Consider the following 16,232-nt stretch of genomic DNA (forward strand, 5'->3'; position numbering starts at 1 on the left):
ACTTCCGACGTATCGGCAACCCGCGCGCCCCTGAGGGCCACACTGACATCAGGTGGTGTTGGCATGGTCGTCGCCACATTTGGGTAGATGGATCCCTGAACGTGCGGCGATGCTGTTCGTCGAGCAGGGAGGGGGCGCTGATGGACCGTGGACCGCTGGCGCTCTTCGCCACGATCGTCGCGGTCGGGCTCGGCCCCGCGATGTGGCTGGGTGCCCAGTTCGGACCGGCCGCCGCACCACCCGCCGGGCCTCCGGCCGTGATCGTGCCGCAGCAGGTGAACAAGGAGGCCGGGGGCGCCGGCGCGGCAGCCCGGGACGACCCGTCCGTGGTGGTCGACACGCGCCCTCGCGGGCGGCTCGTCGAGCTGTCCGGTACGCCTAGGGCGCACAAGCCGCGGAGTTCGCCGCCCACCCCCACCACGCCGTCGGCGGAGCCGAGCCAGGAGCCGAGCGGGCCCGCGTCGCCGTCCGTGCCGAGCACCGACCCGACCGTCACGCCGAGCACCCCGGGCACCGAGCCGACCGGCGGTGGCCAGGGCACGGTCTCGCCGAGCCCTCCGCCCGCCCCGACGGAGACGGGGGCGGCCGCCCGGTCCGAGACCTGAGCGGCGCGGGTCTAGCCCGCCTGATCCTCCGTCAGCGCCACCAGCGGAATCGTCCGGCCCGCCTTCTCCTCGTGCTCGGCGAAGAACGGGTGGTCCTGCTTGATCCGCACCCACTGCCGGTCGTAGTCCGCCCCGGTCAGCGAGGTGGCGTGCGCCGCGTACGTGCGGCCCGGCAGTTCGACCGTGACGTGTGGATCGGCGACCAGGTTGCGGTACCAGTACGGGTCGGTCGCCGCGCCCGCATTGGACGCGATGACCAGTAGCCGGGCGCCGTCCTCGACGTACATCATCGGGCTGGTCCGTTGCTCGCCGGTGCGCCGGCCGCGCGTGGTGAGCAACAGCAGGCGCCGGTGGCCGATGGACGCTCCGCCGTCGGCGCGGAATGATGCGATCAGCGTGCGGTTGTAGGCCAGGATGTCGTCGGGCATGGTCATGGCGTCGCTTCCTCCGCGGGCTCGTCGATGGACGGAACAGTGCCAAACTCATCGACCAAAAAGGACATTAACTGTTCATCTGGTACGCCTTGGTGGTGGCTCCCCGGCCCACCTTTACGTATTCTGCCGAAGGCGCTCGCGGCCCGTTACGATTCGTCAGGCATTGACGACCGTGATGGGCGGTGTGGTGTCGGTCCCCTGCTGAACCCCTCGGGCGGAGCCTGATGAGAACCCGCAACTGGTCGATCCGGTCCAAGATCATCGCGTTGGTGACGGTGCCGCTCACGGCCCTGCTCGCGCTGTGGATCTTCGCGACCGTGCTCACCGCCGGGCCCGCGTTCAACCTGCTGTCCGCCAATACGCTGCTCGACACGGTCGGCCACCCGGGCGAGGCGCTGGTCGGGGAGCTGCAGCACGAGCGCCGCCTGAGCGTGGCGTTCCTGTCCAACCCCAGCAGCGACCCCGCGTTGCTGACCGCGCAGCGCGCCGCGACCGACCGGGCCGCGGCCACGTTCCGCCACCGCGCGACCGGCGACGACGCCCAGCAGGCGGCGAGCCCCACGCTGCGGACCCGGGTCGCCCAGCTCATCACGGACCTCGACGGGCTCGCGGGCAACCGTGCCCAGATCGACTCGCGCCGGCTCGACCCGGTCGCCGCCCAGAGCCTGTACAACGCGATGGTCGACGCCGGGTTCCAGCTGTTCACCGCGACCGCGACGTTCAACGACGAGCGGGTCGACCGGCAGATCCGCGCGCTCACCACGGTGGGGCGCGGCCAGGAGTACCTCAGCCGCACCGACTCGCTGCTCGCCGGGGCGGACGCGGCCGGGCGACTCACCGCGGAGTCACGGCGCGACCTGCTGCAGGCCATCGCGACCGCACGGTTCCTGCTCGCCGACGGCGTCGCGGACCTGCCACCCGCGGACCGGGCCGCGTTCCAGCGGCTCAGTACCGGGCCCGCGTTCAGCCGGTTGCGCGAGATGCAGGACGTGCTCGTCGAGTCCGCCCGGGCGGGGGAGAAGTCGCCGGTCGGCGGCACGGACTGGCAGCCCGCGTACGACAGCTCCACGCTGCAGTTGCGCACGTTCGAGCTGGCCGCGGCGGATTCGCTGACGAAACGCGCCACCCCGCTGGCGATGCGGGTGCTCGGCCGGCTCGCCGTCGCGGGCGTCCTCGGTCTCCTCGCGGTGATCGCGTCGATCGTGGTGTCGGTCCGGGTCGGCCGTTCGCTGGTCGGCCGCCTGATCCGGCTGCGCGGCGAGGCCCTGGAGATGGCCGGTGAACGACTGCCCGGCGTCATCCGGCGCCTGCAGCGTGGCGAGGCGGTCGACGTCGACGTCGAAACCCCGCCGCTGGAGTACGGCAAGGACGAGATCGGCCAGGTCGGCCACGCCTTCAACGAGGTGCAGCGCACCGCGGTCCAGTCCGCCGTGGAGGAGGCGAACGTCCGGCGCGGGATCAACGAGGTGTTCCTCAACATCGCCCGGCGCAGCCAGACGCTGCTGCACCGCCAGCTCGCCCTGCTCGACCGGATGGAACGCCGCGAGACCGAGCCGCAGGAGCTGGAGGATCTGTACCGCGTCGACCACCTGGCCACCCGCATGCGGCGCCACGCGGAGGACCTGGTCATCCTCGCGGGCGCGGCGCCGGGCCGGGGCTGGCGCAACCCGGTACCGGTCATCGACGTGATCCGCGGCGCGATCAGCGAGGTCGAGGACTACAAGCGGATCGACATCCGTTCCGTCGTGTCCTCCGCGGTGCTGGGACGAGCGGTCGGGGACGTCATCCACCTGCTCGCCGAGCTGCTGGAGAACGCCGCGTCGTTCTCGCCGCCGCACACCCGGGTCGAGGTGATCGGCCAGATCCTGCCCAACGGGTACGCGCTGGAGATCGAGGACCGTGGCCTGGGCATGTCCACGGAGGCCATCGCGGACGCCAACCGGCGCCTGCTGGAGCCGCCGGACTTCGACCCGGCAGACAGCGCCCGGCTGGGACTGTTCGTGGTGGCGCAGCTCGCCGGGCGCCACGGCATCCGGGTGTCGCTGCGCCCCTCCGCGTACGGGGGCGTCACGGCGGTCGTGCTCATCCCGGGCGAGCTGGTCACCGCCGAGCCGGGCCGCCCGGCCCTACCCGCAGGCCCGTCACCGGCGGACCCGGCCTGGGACGGCCCCCTGGTCGGCTCCGGTACGGAGGACCCCGCGCGGCGCTCACTGGCGGCGCTGCAATGGCAGGGTTCGGAGGAATTGCGATCCATCACGGTGGCCGGCCGCCCGGTGGCGCTGAACGGCACGGCCACCGAACCGGTGCGCTCCACCGAGCCGATCCAGCTCAGCGAGCCGATGCAGCTCAATGGACCCATGCAGTTCAGGGACCCGGAGCAGTTCAGGGACCCGGAGCAGTTCAGCGACCCGGCGCGGCTCGGCGACCCGGCGCAGCCCGGCGGGCCGGTTGCGGGTGACGAGCCGCAGCGGCCCGCGCTCGGCGGCCCGAGTCGCAGCGCGGTGGCGGACGGGCTCAGCGCGGACGGCCTGGTGCGGCGCCGGCGTACCGCGGGCCGGCGCGCGCCCCAGCGGACCGAGGCCACCCCGCTTCCGGCCGGGCTCGACCGCCCGGATCCGTTGCTGCGCTCGTTCCCCGCGGCGCCGGTGTCCCCGGCACTGTTGCCCACGGCCCCGGTGTCCCCGGTGCCGATCACGGTCACGCCGGTGTCTCCGGCCCAGGTGGAAGCCGTCCCGGCCGAAGCGGTCCCAGCCGGAGCCACCCCGATCGAAGACGGCTCGACCGACACGTCCCCCGCCGGAGCTGCCTCGGCTGAAGCAATCCCGGTGGAAGCAATTCCGGCCGAGGTAAGCCAGGCCGAGGCACGCCCGGCCATGGCACTCCCGGCCGAGGTAAGCCAGACCGAGGCAAGCCCGGCCGAAGTAACCCCACCAAACGGGGCGCCGGGCATGCCGTCCGGACTGGACGGGCTGCCCCGCCGGGTGCGCCAGGCGAGCCTCGCGCCGCAGCTGCGGGAACCCGCGGCCGCGCCGGCCATGGCGCGGGCCCGTTCCCCCGAGCGTGTGCGGGATCTGATGAGCGCCCTGCAGCGAGGCACCAACCGTGGCAGGCAGGCCGCCGCGGGAATTGCGCCGCCGCCCGTTCCGCGTCCGCCCGGCCGCCCCACAGATCTGCCCGGGCGGCCGGCAGACCCGGCCGTAGATGCCGCCCCGGCCCCCAGCGGGCCGTCCGGCCCGGGAGGTTCCGCGGGCGCCGGGGGTTCCGCAGGCCCTGGAGGTTCCGCGTGCGCCGGGGGTTCCGCGGGCGCTGGAGGTTCCGCGGGCGCCGACGGCCATCCGCCGCGCCCGGCGCAGAATCACACCCTCGCGGACGCACCGACTGTTCTGCTTCCGGCCGTGCGGGATGCGGCCGACGCGGACAGCGCTCCGGAGCCGCCACCCGGCACCGGGGACGGCGGCACCGCCGCCACACAGGACGACGACCATGGGAACCGGCCGGAGAAGGACGCATAAGTGGCACACACGAACCAGAGCGCGAACCTCACCTGGCTGCTCGACGATCTTGTCGAGCGAGTGCCGTCGACGGAGCAGGCCGTGGTGCTGTCGGCCGATGGCCTGATGATGGGCGCGTCGGCCGGGCTGAGCAGGGCGGACGCCGAGCATCTGTCGGCCATGGCCGCGGGCTTCCAGAGCCTGGCCAAGGGCGCCAGCCGGCATTTCCGGGCGGGCCCGGTACGGCAGACCGTGGTCGAGATGGAGTCGGCGTTCCTGTTCGTGACCGCGGCCGGCCAGGGGGCGTGTCTGGCGGTGCTCGCGGCCAGTGACGCCGATCTGGGCCTCATCGCGTACGAGATGGCGATGCTGGTGACCCGTGTCGGGGAGTTCATGGGTGCGCCTGATCGGCCTTTCGTGTCCCCGTCCGATGCCCGCTGAGCCGTCCCGCCCGTCCCACGACTGGCTCGATGCCGACGCCGGACCCGTGGTGCGGCCGTACGCGGTGACCCAGGGCCGGGTCGCGCCGGCCGGCGGGGATCTCGACCTGGTGGCGTTCGTGGTGGCCACGGTGCCGGAGGTGCCGGCGATGCCGGCGCTGCTGCCCGAGCACCGGGCCCTGGTCGCCGCGGCCTGGGAGCCGACCTCGATCGTTGAGCTGGCCTCCAAACTGGACCTGTCGCTCGGGGTCGTCCGGGTTTTGCTCGGTGATCTACGCTCGGCAGGACTTATTTCGCTGTACGAACCTCCCGCGGCTTCTCAGCCGCACGACGTCAACGTACTCAAGGCGGTTGTCAATGGACTCCGTGCGCTCTGACCGGGACGCGTCGCGCGCACGCATCCCCGTCGCGCTCAAGATTCTCATCGCCGGCGGCTTCGGCGCGGGCAAGACCACGATGGTCGGCTCGGTCAGCGAAATCCGTCCGCTGCAGACCGAGGAGGTGCTCACCGGGGTCGACGGTGGCGACGACACCTCCGGGGTCGAGGGCAAGCGCACCACGACGGTGACGATGGACTTCGGGCGCATCACCATTACGGACGACCTGCAGCTCTACCTTTTCGGTACGCCGGGGCAGGACCGCTTCTGGTTCCTGTGGGACGAGTTGTCGCAGGGTGCGCTGGGCGCGGTGGTGCTCGCGGACACGCGGCGGCTGGCGGACTGCTTCCCCTCGATCGACTATTTCGAGCAGCGCGGGACGCCGTTCGTGGTCGCGGTGAACTGTTTCGACGGCGAGCGGCAGTTCGCGCCCGAGGCGGTGGCCCGGGCGCTGGATCTCGACCCGGACGTGCCCGTGGTGCTGTTCGACGCGCGGCAGCAGTCGGCCGCCCGTAACGTGCTCATCGAGCTGGTCGAGTACGTCGCGCGCCGCCAGCTGGCGATGGCAGGCCGCTGACCCCCGGACACGACCAGGGAAGTCTGATTGGATGCACTCGTGGGTGCTCATGGTGAGTTCCTTTTCGTCGGCTGTTACACCGGCGAGAGCGGCGGCGAGGGCGAGGGCATCGCGCTGCTGCGCCGTGACCCGGCGACCGGTGATCTGACCCGTCTCGGCCTCGCGGTGACCACCGCGTCGCCGTCCTTCCTGGCCCGCCACCCCACCCGCCCGGTCCTGTACGCGGTGAACGAGCTGCACGCCGGCTCGGTGACCGCGTTCGCGGTGGCCGAGGACGGCGATCTCACGCCGCTCGCGGTGCAGTCGACCGGCGGGCGGCACCCGTGTCACCTGGCGGTGGCGGCGGGCGGGCGGCACCTGCTGGTGGCGAACTACGACAGCGGCAGCGTCGCCGTGCACCCGCTGGACGCCGACGGGGTCCCCGGCCCGCGCTGTGATCTGCTGGATCTCGCCGGGTCGGGCCCGGTGGCGGACCGTCAGGAGGGCCCGCACGTGCACATGGTCTCGCCCGACCCGCACGGCCCGGACGTGCTGGTGACGGACCTGGGGTCGGACCGGGTGTGGCGGTGCCGGCTGGATCCGGCCTCGGGGCGGCTGACGCTGGGCGGCCCGGCCGTGGTCACGGCTCCGGGCACCGGCCCGCGTCACCTGCTGCGGGCGGCCGACGGTGCGTTACTGCTGGTGGGCGAGCTGCGCGGCGACCTTGCCTGGTACCGGCCGGGTGGCCAGGACGGCGCTCTGCATCGCGAGGGCGACATCGCGGCCAGCACGACGCTGGGCAAGAACCATCCGTCGGAGCTGGCGGCGGGCCGCGACGGCCGCTTCGTGTACGTGGCCAACCGCGGTCCGGACACGATTTCGACGTTCGCCTGGGACGGTGCGGCGGCCGTTCTGGTGGCGGAGGTGCCGACGGGCGGATCCTGGCCGCGTCACCTTGCGCTGATCGCCGATCATCTGTACGTAGCGAACGAGCGCTCACACAGTGTCACGGTGTTCCGTCTCGACCCGGACAGCGGGATTCCCCGCCAGCAGGGTGATCCGGTCGGGGAGGCGAGCCCGACGTGCCTCCTGCGCTGGCTTCCCGGGCAGGTCAGCCTATGAGTCATATCGGACATTCAGAATCTTCTAGATTTACACCCTAGAACCCCAGATTAGGCCCAGACCTCGATACTGGAAGAAGTCGAGTGACCACGGAGAGTGGTGAAGTAGTCCCGAACTTCCAATCCGAGTAATTTTCGTCCGAACGTATATGGCAATCAGCTCGCGGGATGCGCAGTATGGACCGCGTGTCAGGTCGCCATCGTAGGAACTTCAATCTCCGAGGAGCGGGCGTCGTTGGTGCCGCGATGGCGATCGTCGTCATCCTCGCCGGGTCATGGCTCGGCTACCGACAGCTCGCCAACTCGGGGTGCACCGGCTCCATCAAGCTGAACGTCGCCGCGGCACCCGAGATCGCTCCCGCCATCGAGCGGACCGCCGCGAAGTGGACCGAGGGTGGCGCCCAGGTCAACGGGACGTGCGTCGCCGTCACCGTCAACGCGATCAACCCGGCCCAGATGGCTGCGGCCATCGCGCGGGAGCACCAGGTCACGCTCGTCGGGCTCGGCACCGCCCCGCAGTCCGTGGTGACGCCGGACGTCTGGCTTCCGGACTCCTCCACGTGGCTGCTGCGGCTCAAGTCGGAGGCCTCCGGCTTCGTGCCCACCGACGGCAAGTCCGTGGCGCAGAGCCCGATCGTGGTGGCCATGCCCGTGCCTGTCGCGCAGCAGGCGGTCGGCTGGCCGGACAAGAAACTGGGTTGGAAGGACCTGCTCGGCAAGATGGTCACCAGCAACACGCTGCGTACCGGCATCGTGGACCCGACCCGCGACGCGGCCGGCCTCGCCGGGCTGCTGGCGCTGGGCCAATCCGCGGGCGCCGGGCCGAACGCCCAGGCGGCCAAGGTCGGCGCGTTGCGCGCGCTGGCCGCGGGCAGTTCCGCGGTGCGCGAAGATCTGCTGCAGAAGTTCCCGCACTCCGAGGAAGCCAACGACATCGCGAGCAGCCTGAGCGCCGCACCGCTGTCGGAGGAGGACGTGGTCTCGTTCAACGCCGAGGGCCCGCCGATCAAGCTCGCCGCGCTGTACCTGGACCCGATGCCGCCGCCGCTGGACTACCCGTTCGCGGTCATGCCCGAGGTCGACCTGACCAAGGCGGCCGCCGCCAACGGCCTGCGCCAGGAGCTGCAGAAGCCGGAATTCAAGAACGCGTTGGCCTCGGTCGGCCTGCGCGGCCCCGATGGCACGAAGGGCGCCGGTTTCGCGACGCCCGTGGGCGCCCCGGAGGCGACCCCGCCGGCCAGCGCGTCCGGCGACTCGCAGGGCGGGGCGGCCGCGAGCGGTCTGGACGCCTCGGTGCTCAGCCAGGCGCTGGGCAGCTGGGCGGCGATCACGCTGCCCGGTCGGGCGCTGGCGGTGTTCGACGTCTCCGGCTCCATGCTCAAACCGGTACCGACTGCGAACAACCTGACCCGGGCGCAGGTCACCCAGCGCGCCGCGTCGCAGGGGCTCAGCCTGTTCGACGACCGGTGGGCGGTCGGCGTGTGGGTGTTCTCGACCGAGCTGCAGGGCAAGCAACCTTGGCGGGAGATCGTCCCGATCAGCCCGCTGACCTCGGCCCGCGGCCAGATCCAGGAGTCGATCCAGAAGCTGACGCCCAAGCCGAACGGCGCCACCGGCCTGTACGACACGGCGCTCGCCGCGTACAAGACGGTGGAGGACAGCTGGCAGCCCGGCCGGGTCAACTCGGTTCTGCTCTTCACCGACGGCAAGAACGAGAACAAGGACGGCATCAGCCGCGATCAGCTCATCAGCGAGTTGAAGAAGCTCAACAACCCGAAGCGTCCGGTCCGCATGGTGATCATCGGTATCGGCGACGAGGTCGACCGCAACGAGCTTCAGGCGATCACGGACGCGACGAGTTCCGGTGGGGTCTTCATCGCCCCCGACCCGGCGAAGATCTCGGACATCTTCCTGGAGGCCATTTCCTCCCGGACCGGCGCCAACCGCTGACGCACCCGGTCGCAGACGGCCGCCGCACCCCACCCGGGGAGCGGCGGCCGTCGCGCTTCCGGGCTGGGCGGGTCGTCGTGCCTGCCTGGGGAGTGCTGTGCCGCACGCCGTCAGCGGCGGTGTGGCGCGTGCCGTCAGCGGCGTGCCAGCCACGCGGCGGGGTCGGCGTGCACCGCGCGGATCACGGAGTCGGCCGCCCCGCGCATCGCGGCGTCCGCACCGAGCGTGGCCGGGCGCAGGGTCACCGGCGCCAGGTCTGCGGTGAGTACGCGGCGCCGCAGTTCGCCCTCGATCGCCTCGCGCAGCATCGGCAGCAGCGGTGCGTAGCTGCCGCCCAGGACGACCGTGTCCACGTCGAGCAGGTTGACCACCGCGGCGAGGGCGATGCCCAGCGCGCTGCCGGCCGCGGTGAGGGCGGTGCGGGCGCCGGGCTCGGCGGGGTCGAGGGCGTCGAGCGTCGGCGCGCCGGCCGCCCGCAGGATGGCCTCCTGGCCGGCGTACTGCTCCAGGCAGCCGCGTCCGCCGCAGCGGCACGGCGGGCCGTCGGGATACACGGGCAGGTGGCCGATCTCGCCGCTCCACCCGTGGGCACCCCGGTACAGGGCGCCGTCGAGCACGATGCCCGCGCCGATGCCGATCTCGCCGGAGACGTGGACGAAACTGCGGGCGCCGCCGCCCGCGCGCAGCTCGCCGAGCGCGGCCAGGTTGGCCTCGTTGTCGACCGTCAGCGGTAGCCCCGCGAGGGCGGGCGTGGCGCCCAGCAGGGCCGCGGCGGGCACGTCCTGCCAGCCCAGGTTCGGTGCGACCCGGACCAGGCCGTCCGCGGCCACCAGCCCCGGTACGGCCACGGCGGCGCCGGCCAGGCCGAGCCCGTCACCCGCCGCGAGTTCCCGGAGGCGCCCGGCGAGCCCGGCCAGCGCGGTCAACGCACCCGGGGCGCCGGTGGGCCGCTGGTCGGCGTACGCAACGAGCCGGTGCCGGACCGTCCCGGTGAGGTCGACGACGCACCCGGCCAGGTAGTCGACGTTGATCTCCAACCCGAGCGCGGCGGGCCCGGCCGGGTTGAGGATGAGCCCGACCGCGGGCCGTCCGGCACCGGTCCGGGGGGCGGGGGCGACCTCGGCCAGCAGCGTCCCGGCGACGAGGTCGTCGACCAGCGCGGAGACCGTGGCCCGGGTGAGCCCGGTGGCGGAGGAGACCGCCGCCCGGGACGGCGGTTTCGGGCTTTCCGCCACGTGCCGCAGGACCAGTGCGAGATTGTGGGCCCGCACGCTGGACTGCCGTACGGGGCCGTCGGCGGCCGCGATCGGACTCCGAGGTGATGCCGCCGCGCGGGAGTGCGCGGCCATCGGGCGGGAATGCACGCCTTGACAATGCCACACGCCCGCCAAATAATTCAACCAATAAACAAATGCGCCCGAGTCCCCACCGGCGGCGCTGATCACCCGTGGAGGTCACCGTGACGGTCCAGCCCACGCGCGACGACAAGTTCTCCTTCGGCCTGTGGACGGTCGGCTGGCCGGCCCGGGACCCGTTCGGCGACGCCACCCGGCCGCCGCTCGACCCGGTAGAGGCGGTGCACCGGCTGTCCGAGCTGGGGGCGTACGGCGTCACGTTCCACGACGACGACCTGGTGCCGTTCGGCGCGAGCGCGTCCGAGCGCGACGCCACCATCGCCCGGTTCCGCAAGGCGCTCGACGAGACCGGCACCGCGGTCCCGATGATCACCACGAACCTGTTCACCCACCCCGTCTTCAAGGACGGCGGCTTCACCAGCAACGACCGCGCGGTCCGCCGGTACGCGCTGCGCAAGGTCCTGCGCAACATGGACCTCGCCGCCGAACTGGGCGCCGAGACGCTCGTCCTGTGGGGCGGCCGCGAGGGCGCCGAGTACGACCACGCCAAGGACGTGCGCGCCGCCCTCGACCGCTACCGCGAAGCCCTCGACGTGCTCGCCCAGTACTCCCTCGACCGCGGGTACGGCCTGCGCTTCGCCATCGAGCCCAAACCGAACGAGCCGCGCGGCGACATCCTGCTGCCCACGGTCGGCCACGCCCTCGCATTCGTGACCGAGCTGGCGCACCCCGAGCTGTTCGGTGTCAACCCCGAGGTCGGCCACGAGCAGATGGCCAACCTCAACTTCATGCACGGCATCGCCCAGGCACTGTGGCACCGCAAGTTGTTCCACATCGACCTCAACGGCCAGCACGGGCCCAAGTTCGACCAGGACCTCGTGTTCGGCCACGGCGATCTGATCAACGCGTTCGCGCTGGTGGACCTGTTGGAGTTCGGCGGTCCGGGCGGCGGCCCGGCGTACGACGGGCCCCGCCACTTCGACTACAAACCGTCGCGGACCGAGGACACCGCGGGGGTGTGGGCCTCCGCCGCCGCCAACATGCGCATGTACCTGCTGCTCAAGCAGCGGGCCGCGGCCTTCCGCGCCGACCCGGAGGTGCAGGCGGCGCTGCGGGCGGCCAGGGTCGGCGAGCTGGCCACACCCACCTTGGGCGCCGGTGAGACGTACGCCGACCTGCTCGCCGACCGCAGCGCGTTCGAGGACTTCGACCCGGACGCGGCCGGCGCATCCGGATACGGCTTCGTCGCGCTGCACCAGCTCGCGGTCGAGCACCTGCTGCGGGCCCGCTGAGCATGAGCCTCGTTGCGGGCATCGACTCATCCACGCAGGCGTGCAAAGTGGTGATCCGCGACGCCGCCACGGGTGCCCTGGTCCGTCAGGGGCGCGCCGCCCATCCCGACGGCACCGAGGTGCACCCCGACGCCTGGTGGGCGGCGCTCGATGAGGCCGCCGCACGAGCCGGCGGCCTGGACGACGTGGCCGCCGCGTCGGTCGCCGGCCAGCAGCACGGCATGGTGTGCCTGGACTCCGGCGGCGCGGTCGTGCGCCCCGCGCTGCTGTGGAACGACACCCGCAGCGCGGGCGCCGCCGCCGAGCTGATCGACGACCTCGGCGGCGGCGAGCGGGGGCGGCGAGCCTGGGCCGAGGCGGTCGGCATCGTGCCGGTCGCCAGTTTCACCCTCACCAAGCTGCGCTGGCTCGCCCGCCACGAGCCCGCGAACGCGGACCGGGTCGAGGCGGTGTGCCTGCCGCACGACTGGCTCACCTGGCACCTCGCCGGCGCGGGCGGGCGATGGTTGTCCGGCGCCGACGGGCCGGCGCCAGGCACGGCCGACCTCGATGCGCTGCGTACCGACCGCAGCGACGCCAGCGGCACGCTGTACTGGTCCGCGCGCACCAACGAGTACCGCCTCGACCTCCTCGAACTGGGCTTCGGGCGGCGGATCGCGGTACCGGAGGTGCTCGCCCCCACCGGGGTGGCCGGTGCACTGCGCAACGGCGCACCGCTGGCTCCCGGCGCGGGCGACAACGCCGCAGCCGCCCTGGGCGCCGGGGCCCGGCCCGGTGACGTGGTGGTGTCCATCGGCACCTCCGGGACGGTCTTCGTCGCCACCGACGTCGCCACGGACGACCCCACCGGCACGGTCGCCGGCTTCGCGGACACCACCGGCCGTTTCCTGCCGATCGTGGTCACCCTGAACGCCGCCCGGGTCCTCGACGCGGCCGCCCGGCTGCTCGGTGTCGACCACGAGGAGCTGTCCCGGCTCGCGTTGACCGCGCCCGCGGGCGCGGACGGCCTGGTCCTCGTCCCGTACCTGGAAGGTGAGCGCACGCCGGACCGGCCGCATGCCACCGGTGCGGTGCACGGCCTCACGCTGCGCACCGCGTCCCCGGCCCACCTGGCCCGGGCCGCGGTCGAAGGCATGCTGTGCGCCCTCGCCGACGGCCTGGACGCGCTCGTGCGGCACGGCGCGCAGGCCAACCGGATCGTCCTGATCGGCGGCGGGGCGCGCAGCGAGGCCGTCCGCCGCATCGCCCCCGCGCTGTTCGGCCTGCCCGTGCTCGTACCCCCGCCCGGCGAGTACGTCGCCGACGGCGCCGCCCGCCAGGCCGCCTGGGTGCTGTCCGGCGCGGCCGATCCGCCGACCTGGTCGGCCGCGACCCCCCAGAAGTACGAAGCCGACAGTGTCCCGTTGATCAGAGAGCAGTACGCGGCGGCTCGCGACGCGGTGGTGGACCGAAAGTCCCGATAACCTGCCACGGTGACGGTCTGGGGCGGCGCCGCGCATCGCGGCTACAGCGTGGTCGTCTTCGTCATCCTCGCCTCGCTGGACAATGTGGCGATCGGCCTGGTCCCCCCGCTGTACGGCAGCATCGCCGCCACGTTCGGGGTCGGCGAGGCCCGGATCGCCCTGGCCACCACCGCGATGTTCCTGATCAGTGCGGTGGCCGCGGTCGTCTGGGCGTACGTGGGGGACCGCACCCACCGCAAACCCGTCCTCATCGCCGGCACGGTCATCTGGGTCCTCGGCACCGGCTGGTCCGGGCTGGCCGGCGGATACTCCGGATTCCTGACGGCCCAGGTCGTCGCCGCGATCGGGCTCGGCGGGGTGGCGTCGGTCAGCTTCTCCGTGGTCAGCGACCTGATCTCGCCGCGCCGCCGTGGACTCGCGATGAGTTTCTGGGGGCTGTCACAGGGCGTCGGCACTCTCGCCGGGACGATGCTCGGCGGACTGCTGGGCCACGACGACTGGCGGCGCCCGTTCCTGGCGGTCTCGGCCGCGGGGCTGATCGCCGCCGCGGCGTACCTGCTGACGTACGACGTGCCGCGCGGCGACAGCCAGCCGGAGCTCGCCGGGATCGAGTACGACGAGCGCATCCACCGCGATGACCTGCCCAAGATCCTCGGCCGCCGGACGAACGTGTGGCTGATCCTGCAGGGCTTCTCGGCGCAGATCGCGCTCGGCTCGCTGGTGTGGCTGCCGGTGCTGTTCCGCTCGCGCGCGGAGGCACAGGGCTACTCGTCCGGGACCGCGGTGCTGGTCGGCAGCGTGTTCGCCACGTTGTTCCAGGTCGGCGGGGCACTGTCCATCCTGGGTGGTCTGATCGGGGACCGGCTGCAACGGCGTACGCCCCGCGGCCGCGCCCTGGTCGCGGCGGTCGGGGTCCTCGCGGCCGTGCCGTTCTACGTGGTGTTGTTCCTCGTGCCGATGCGCATCGGCGTCCCGGACAGCGCGGGTTCGGGCGCGGTGCTGCGGGCCGTGCTCGCGAACGTGTTCACCGAACCGACCGTGGGCGCGTGCTTCGCCACCGCGGTGTTCGCGCTCGCGTTGACCTCGGCGAACTCGCCGAACTGGTTCGCGATGATCGCCGACGTGAACCCGCCCGAGCACCGCGGCACGGTCTACAGCCTCGGCAACCTGGTCAACGGCGCCGGCCGGGCCGGTGGCAACGCGCTGGTCGGTGTGGCGTTCCGCGCGCTGGCCACCGGCTTCCCGCCGCCGCTGAACTACGCGGTCGGGCTGGCCGGTTTCCAGATGTTCTTCATCCCGACCGGGATCATGTACTGGCTGGCCTCCCGCACCGTGGCCCGCGACATGGCGGACACCCACGGTGCGCTGCTGGCGGCGCGCGCCGCGGCGGTCGAGGCCGCCCAACCCGGCCCGTGACCCACCCGGCCGCGTGATTCCGGCCCACCCGGTGCCGCTGGCCCGGGCGCTGCTGCGGGCCACGACGACCGGGCGGGGCGGGTCAGCGCGCCCACACCGTGACGTCCTGGGGAACCCGGCCGTCGGCGGTCAACGGCTCACTGGCCAGCAGCACCTGAGCGCCCGGCGGCAGTTCGGCGGGCTCCGGCCCGAAGTTGGTCAGCACCAGCACGCCGCGGTTACGGAACGCCAGCACGTCGGCCGGGGACCCGACCCAGTCCACGGTGCCGGTGCCCAGCCCGAGCTCGCGGCGCAGCCGCAGCGCCGACCGGTACAGCTCGTACGTCGAGCCGGGCACGTCCCGCTGGCGGTCCAGAGCGAACTCCGCCCACACCCCCGGCTGCGGCAGCCAGCTCGCGTCCGCCGGCCCGAAGCCGTACGACGGGGCGTCGGCCTCCCAGGGGATCGGCACCCGGCAGCCGTCCCGGCCCTTCTCGGTGTGCCCGGACCGGAACCAGGCGGGGTCCTGCCGTACGTCGTCGGGCATCCGGGTGTCCTCCGGCAGCCCCAGTTCCTCCCCCTGGTACAGGTATGCCGAGCCGGGCAACGCCAGCATCTGCAGCGTCGCGGCGCGTCCACGGCGCAATCCCAGCCCCGGGTCGGGCTGCGGGTCCTCGGCCCCGATCCCGTGCCGCCGGGACTCCCCGACGGGGTAGCCCAGCCGGGTCACGTGCCGCACCACGTCGTGGTTGGACAGCACCCAGGTGGTGGGCGCCCCGACCGCGCCGTTGGCCGTCAGGCTGCCCCCGATGACGGTACGCAGTGCCGCCGCGGCCCACGGCGCCTCAAGGTATTCGAAGTTGAACGCCTGGTGCATCTCGTCGGGCCGCACGTACCGGGCGAGCCGGTCGGGGGGCTGCACCCACGCCTCCGCGACCAGGATCCGGTCGCCGGGGTACTCGTCCAGTACGGCGCGCCACTCGCGGTAGATCTGGTGCACGCCTTCCTGATCCCACATCGGTGGCGGCGGTCCCTCGTGGCCGAGCCCGCCGAGGATCGCGTTCGGGTAGTGCCAGTCCGCGAGGTCGGCCTGCTTGATGAGGCCGTGCGCCACATCCACCCGGAATCCGTCGACGCCCCGGTCGAGCCAGAACCGCAACACGTCGACGAACTCGTCGCGGACGTCTCGGTGCGCCCAGTTCAGGTCAGGCTGGCTGACGTCGAACAGGTGCAGATACCACTGCCCGGGCCGCCCGTCCGGCGTCGCTACCCGTTCCCAGGCGGACCCGCCGAACACGCTGGGCCACGAGTTCGGCGGCTCGTCCCCGCCGGAGCCGCGGCCGTCACGGAACCAGTAGCGCGCCCGTTCCGGGCTGCCCGGCGCCGCGGCGAGCGCGGCCCGGAACCATGCGTGGGCGCTGGAGGTGTGGTTCGGCACCAGGTCGATCAGTACGCGCAGCCCCAGCGCGTGTGCCTCGGCGATGAGCTTGTCGGCGTCCGCAAGCGTCCCGAAGATCGGGTCCACGTCGCGGTAGTCCGCGACGTCGTACCCGGCGTCGGCCTGCGGTGACGGGTAGAACGGCGACAGCCACACCGCGTCGACCCCGAGGTCGCGCAGGCTGCTCAGCCGGGCGGTGATGCCTGGCAGGTCGCCCATCCCGTCGCCGTCGCTGTCGGCGAACGAGCGTGGATAGACCTGGTAGATGACGGCGCTGCGCCACCAGTCGTCGGCGGAGGACTGCATACGGCCAGG

At 72.8% G+C, this 16,232-nt stretch carries 13 protein-coding genes; 10 read left to right on the top strand and 3 right to left on the bottom strand.

Translation table 11 applies throughout. The features are described from left to right. The first annotated feature begins 140 nt into the window (after positions 1-140). Complete coding sequence (locus ACMCNK_RS29315) at positions 141-605, top strand: hypothetical protein (RefSeq protein WP_412739568.1); 465 nt, start codon at positions 141-143, stop codon at positions 603-605. A gap of 11 nt (positions 606-616) precedes the next feature. Here ACMCNK_RS29315 and ACMCNK_RS29320 read toward each other — a convergent pair whose 3' ends face one another. Next, on the bottom strand, positions 617-1,039 hold the full coding sequence (locus ACMCNK_RS29320; protein WP_412739569.1) for a nitroreductase/quinone reductase family protein: 423 nt from the start codon (positions 1,037-1,039) through the stop codon (positions 617-619). Positions 1,040-1,263: 224 nt separating this feature from the next. Between ACMCNK_RS29320 and ACMCNK_RS29325 the strand changes: the two genes are divergently transcribed. The 6 genes from ACMCNK_RS29325 (at position 1,264) to ACMCNK_RS29350 (ending at position 8,974) form a co-directional block, all read left to right on the top strand. Then, positions 1,264-4,551, top strand: coding sequence for a nitrate- and nitrite sensing domain-containing protein (locus ACMCNK_RS29325; RefSeq protein ID WP_412739570.1), 3,288 nt, complete (start codon positions 1,264-1,266; stop codon positions 4,549-4,551). Then, positions 4,552-4,971, top strand: coding sequence for a roadblock/LC7 domain-containing protein (locus tag ACMCNK_RS29330; protein WP_412739571.1), 420 nt, complete (start codon positions 4,552-4,554; stop codon positions 4,969-4,971). Then, positions 4,961-5,347, top strand: a complete 387-nt coding sequence (locus tag ACMCNK_RS29335) for a DUF742 domain-containing protein (protein WP_412739572.1) — start codon at positions 4,961-4,963, stop codon at positions 5,345-5,347. Before ACMCNK_RS29330 ends, ACMCNK_RS29335 begins: the two co-directional genes overlap by 11 nt. Beyond that, positions 5,328-5,924, top strand: coding sequence for a GTP-binding protein (locus ACMCNK_RS29340; protein WP_412739573.1), 597 nt, complete (start codon positions 5,328-5,330; stop codon positions 5,922-5,924). Before ACMCNK_RS29335 ends, ACMCNK_RS29340 begins: the two co-directional genes overlap by 20 nt. Positions 5,925-5,963: 39 nt before the next feature. Continuing rightward, the gene (locus ACMCNK_RS29345; protein WP_412739574.1) at positions 5,964-7,025 is read left to right on the top strand and encodes a lactonase family protein; all 1,062 of its coding nucleotides are present in this window, start codon (positions 5,964-5,966) and stop codon (positions 7,023-7,025) included. Between the two features lie 245 nt (positions 7,026-7,270). Then, a complete protein-coding gene (locus ACMCNK_RS29350; protein WP_412739575.1) occupies positions 7,271-8,974 on the top strand; it encodes a substrate-binding domain-containing protein in 1,704 nt (567 codons plus the stop codon). Positions 8,975-9,108: 134 nt separating this feature from the next. Here the strand turns inward: ACMCNK_RS29350 and ACMCNK_RS29355 are convergent, their stop codons facing one another. Further along, positions 9,109-10,323 carry an ROK family protein gene (locus ACMCNK_RS29355; RefSeq protein WP_412741030.1) on the bottom strand — a complete coding sequence of 405 codons (1,215 nt, stop codon included), beginning with the start codon at positions 10,321-10,323 and terminating at the stop codon, positions 9,109-9,111. 110 nt (positions 10,324-10,433) lie between these two features. Between ACMCNK_RS29355 and xylA the strand changes: the two genes are divergently transcribed. The 3 genes from xylA to ACMCNK_RS29370 are packed head-to-tail and all read left to right on the top strand — an operon-like array spanning position 10,434 to position 14,500. Next, the gene (xylA, locus tag ACMCNK_RS29360; RefSeq protein ID WP_412739576.1) at positions 10,434-11,621 is read left to right on the top strand and encodes a xylose isomerase; all 1,188 of its coding nucleotides are present in this window, start codon (positions 10,434-10,436) and stop codon (positions 11,619-11,621) included. 2 nt (positions 11,622-11,623) lie between these two features. Continuing rightward, positions 11,624-13,084 carry a xylulokinase gene (gene xylB / locus ACMCNK_RS29365; RefSeq protein WP_412739577.1) on the top strand — a complete coding sequence of 487 codons (1,461 nt, stop codon included), beginning with the start codon at positions 11,624-11,626 and terminating at the stop codon, positions 13,082-13,084. A 9-nt stretch (positions 13,085-13,093) separates the two neighbouring features. Then, positions 13,094-14,500 (top strand): MFS transporter, encoded by a 1,407-nt coding sequence (locus ACMCNK_RS29370; RefSeq protein ID WP_412739578.1) that lies wholly within the window; start codon positions 13,094-13,096, stop codon positions 14,498-14,500. 82 nt (positions 14,501-14,582) lie between these two features. Here ACMCNK_RS29370 and ACMCNK_RS29375 read toward each other — a convergent pair whose 3' ends face one another. Further along, a complete protein-coding gene (locus ACMCNK_RS29375) occupies positions 14,583-16,223 on the bottom strand; it encodes a glycoside hydrolase family 13 protein (protein ID WP_412739579.1) in 1,641 nt (546 codons plus the stop codon). Positions 16,224-16,232 lie beyond the last annotated feature (9 nt).

Source organism: Krasilnikovia sp. MM14-A1259, assembly GCF_047159535.1.
Lineage (GTDB): Bacteria > Actinomycetota > Actinomycetes > Mycobacteriales > Micromonosporaceae > Actinoplanes.

What these genes read in the sequence shown, in the direction of transcription:
- ACMCNK_RS29315 (WP_412739568.1), top strand. Translation starts at nt 141, where the DNA reads ATGGACCGTGGACCGCTGGCGCTCTTCGCCACGATCGTCGCGGTCGGG.
- ACMCNK_RS29320 (WP_412739569.1), bottom strand. Translation starts at nt 1,039, where the DNA reads ATGACCATGCCCGACGACATCCTGGCCTACAACCGCACGCTGATCGCA.
- ACMCNK_RS29325 (WP_412739570.1), top strand. Translation starts at nt 1,264, where the DNA reads ATGAGAACCCGCAACTGGTCGATCCGGTCCAAGATCATCGCGTTGGTG.
- ACMCNK_RS29335 (WP_412739572.1), top strand. Translation starts at nt 4,961, where the DNA reads ATGCCCGCTGAGCCGTCCCGCCCGTCCCACGACTGGCTCGATGCCGAC.
- ACMCNK_RS29340 (WP_412739573.1), top strand. Translation starts at nt 5,328, where the DNA reads ATGGACTCCGTGCGCTCTGACCGGGACGCGTCGCGCGCACGCATCCCC.
- ACMCNK_RS29350 (WP_412739575.1), top strand. Translation starts at nt 7,271, where the DNA reads ATGGCGATCGTCGTCATCCTCGCCGGGTCATGGCTCGGCTACCGACAG.
- ACMCNK_RS29355 (WP_412741030.1), bottom strand. Translation starts at nt 10,323, where the DNA reads ATGGCCGCGCACTCCCGCGCGGCGGCATCACCTCGGAGTCCGATCGCG.
- xylB (WP_412739577.1), top strand. Translation starts at nt 11,624, where the DNA reads ATGAGCCTCGTTGCGGGCATCGACTCATCCACGCAGGCGTGCAAAGTG.
- ACMCNK_RS29375 (WP_412739579.1), bottom strand. Translation starts at nt 16,223, where the DNA reads ATGCAGTCCTCCGCCGACGACTGGTGGCGCAGCGCCGTCATCTACCAG.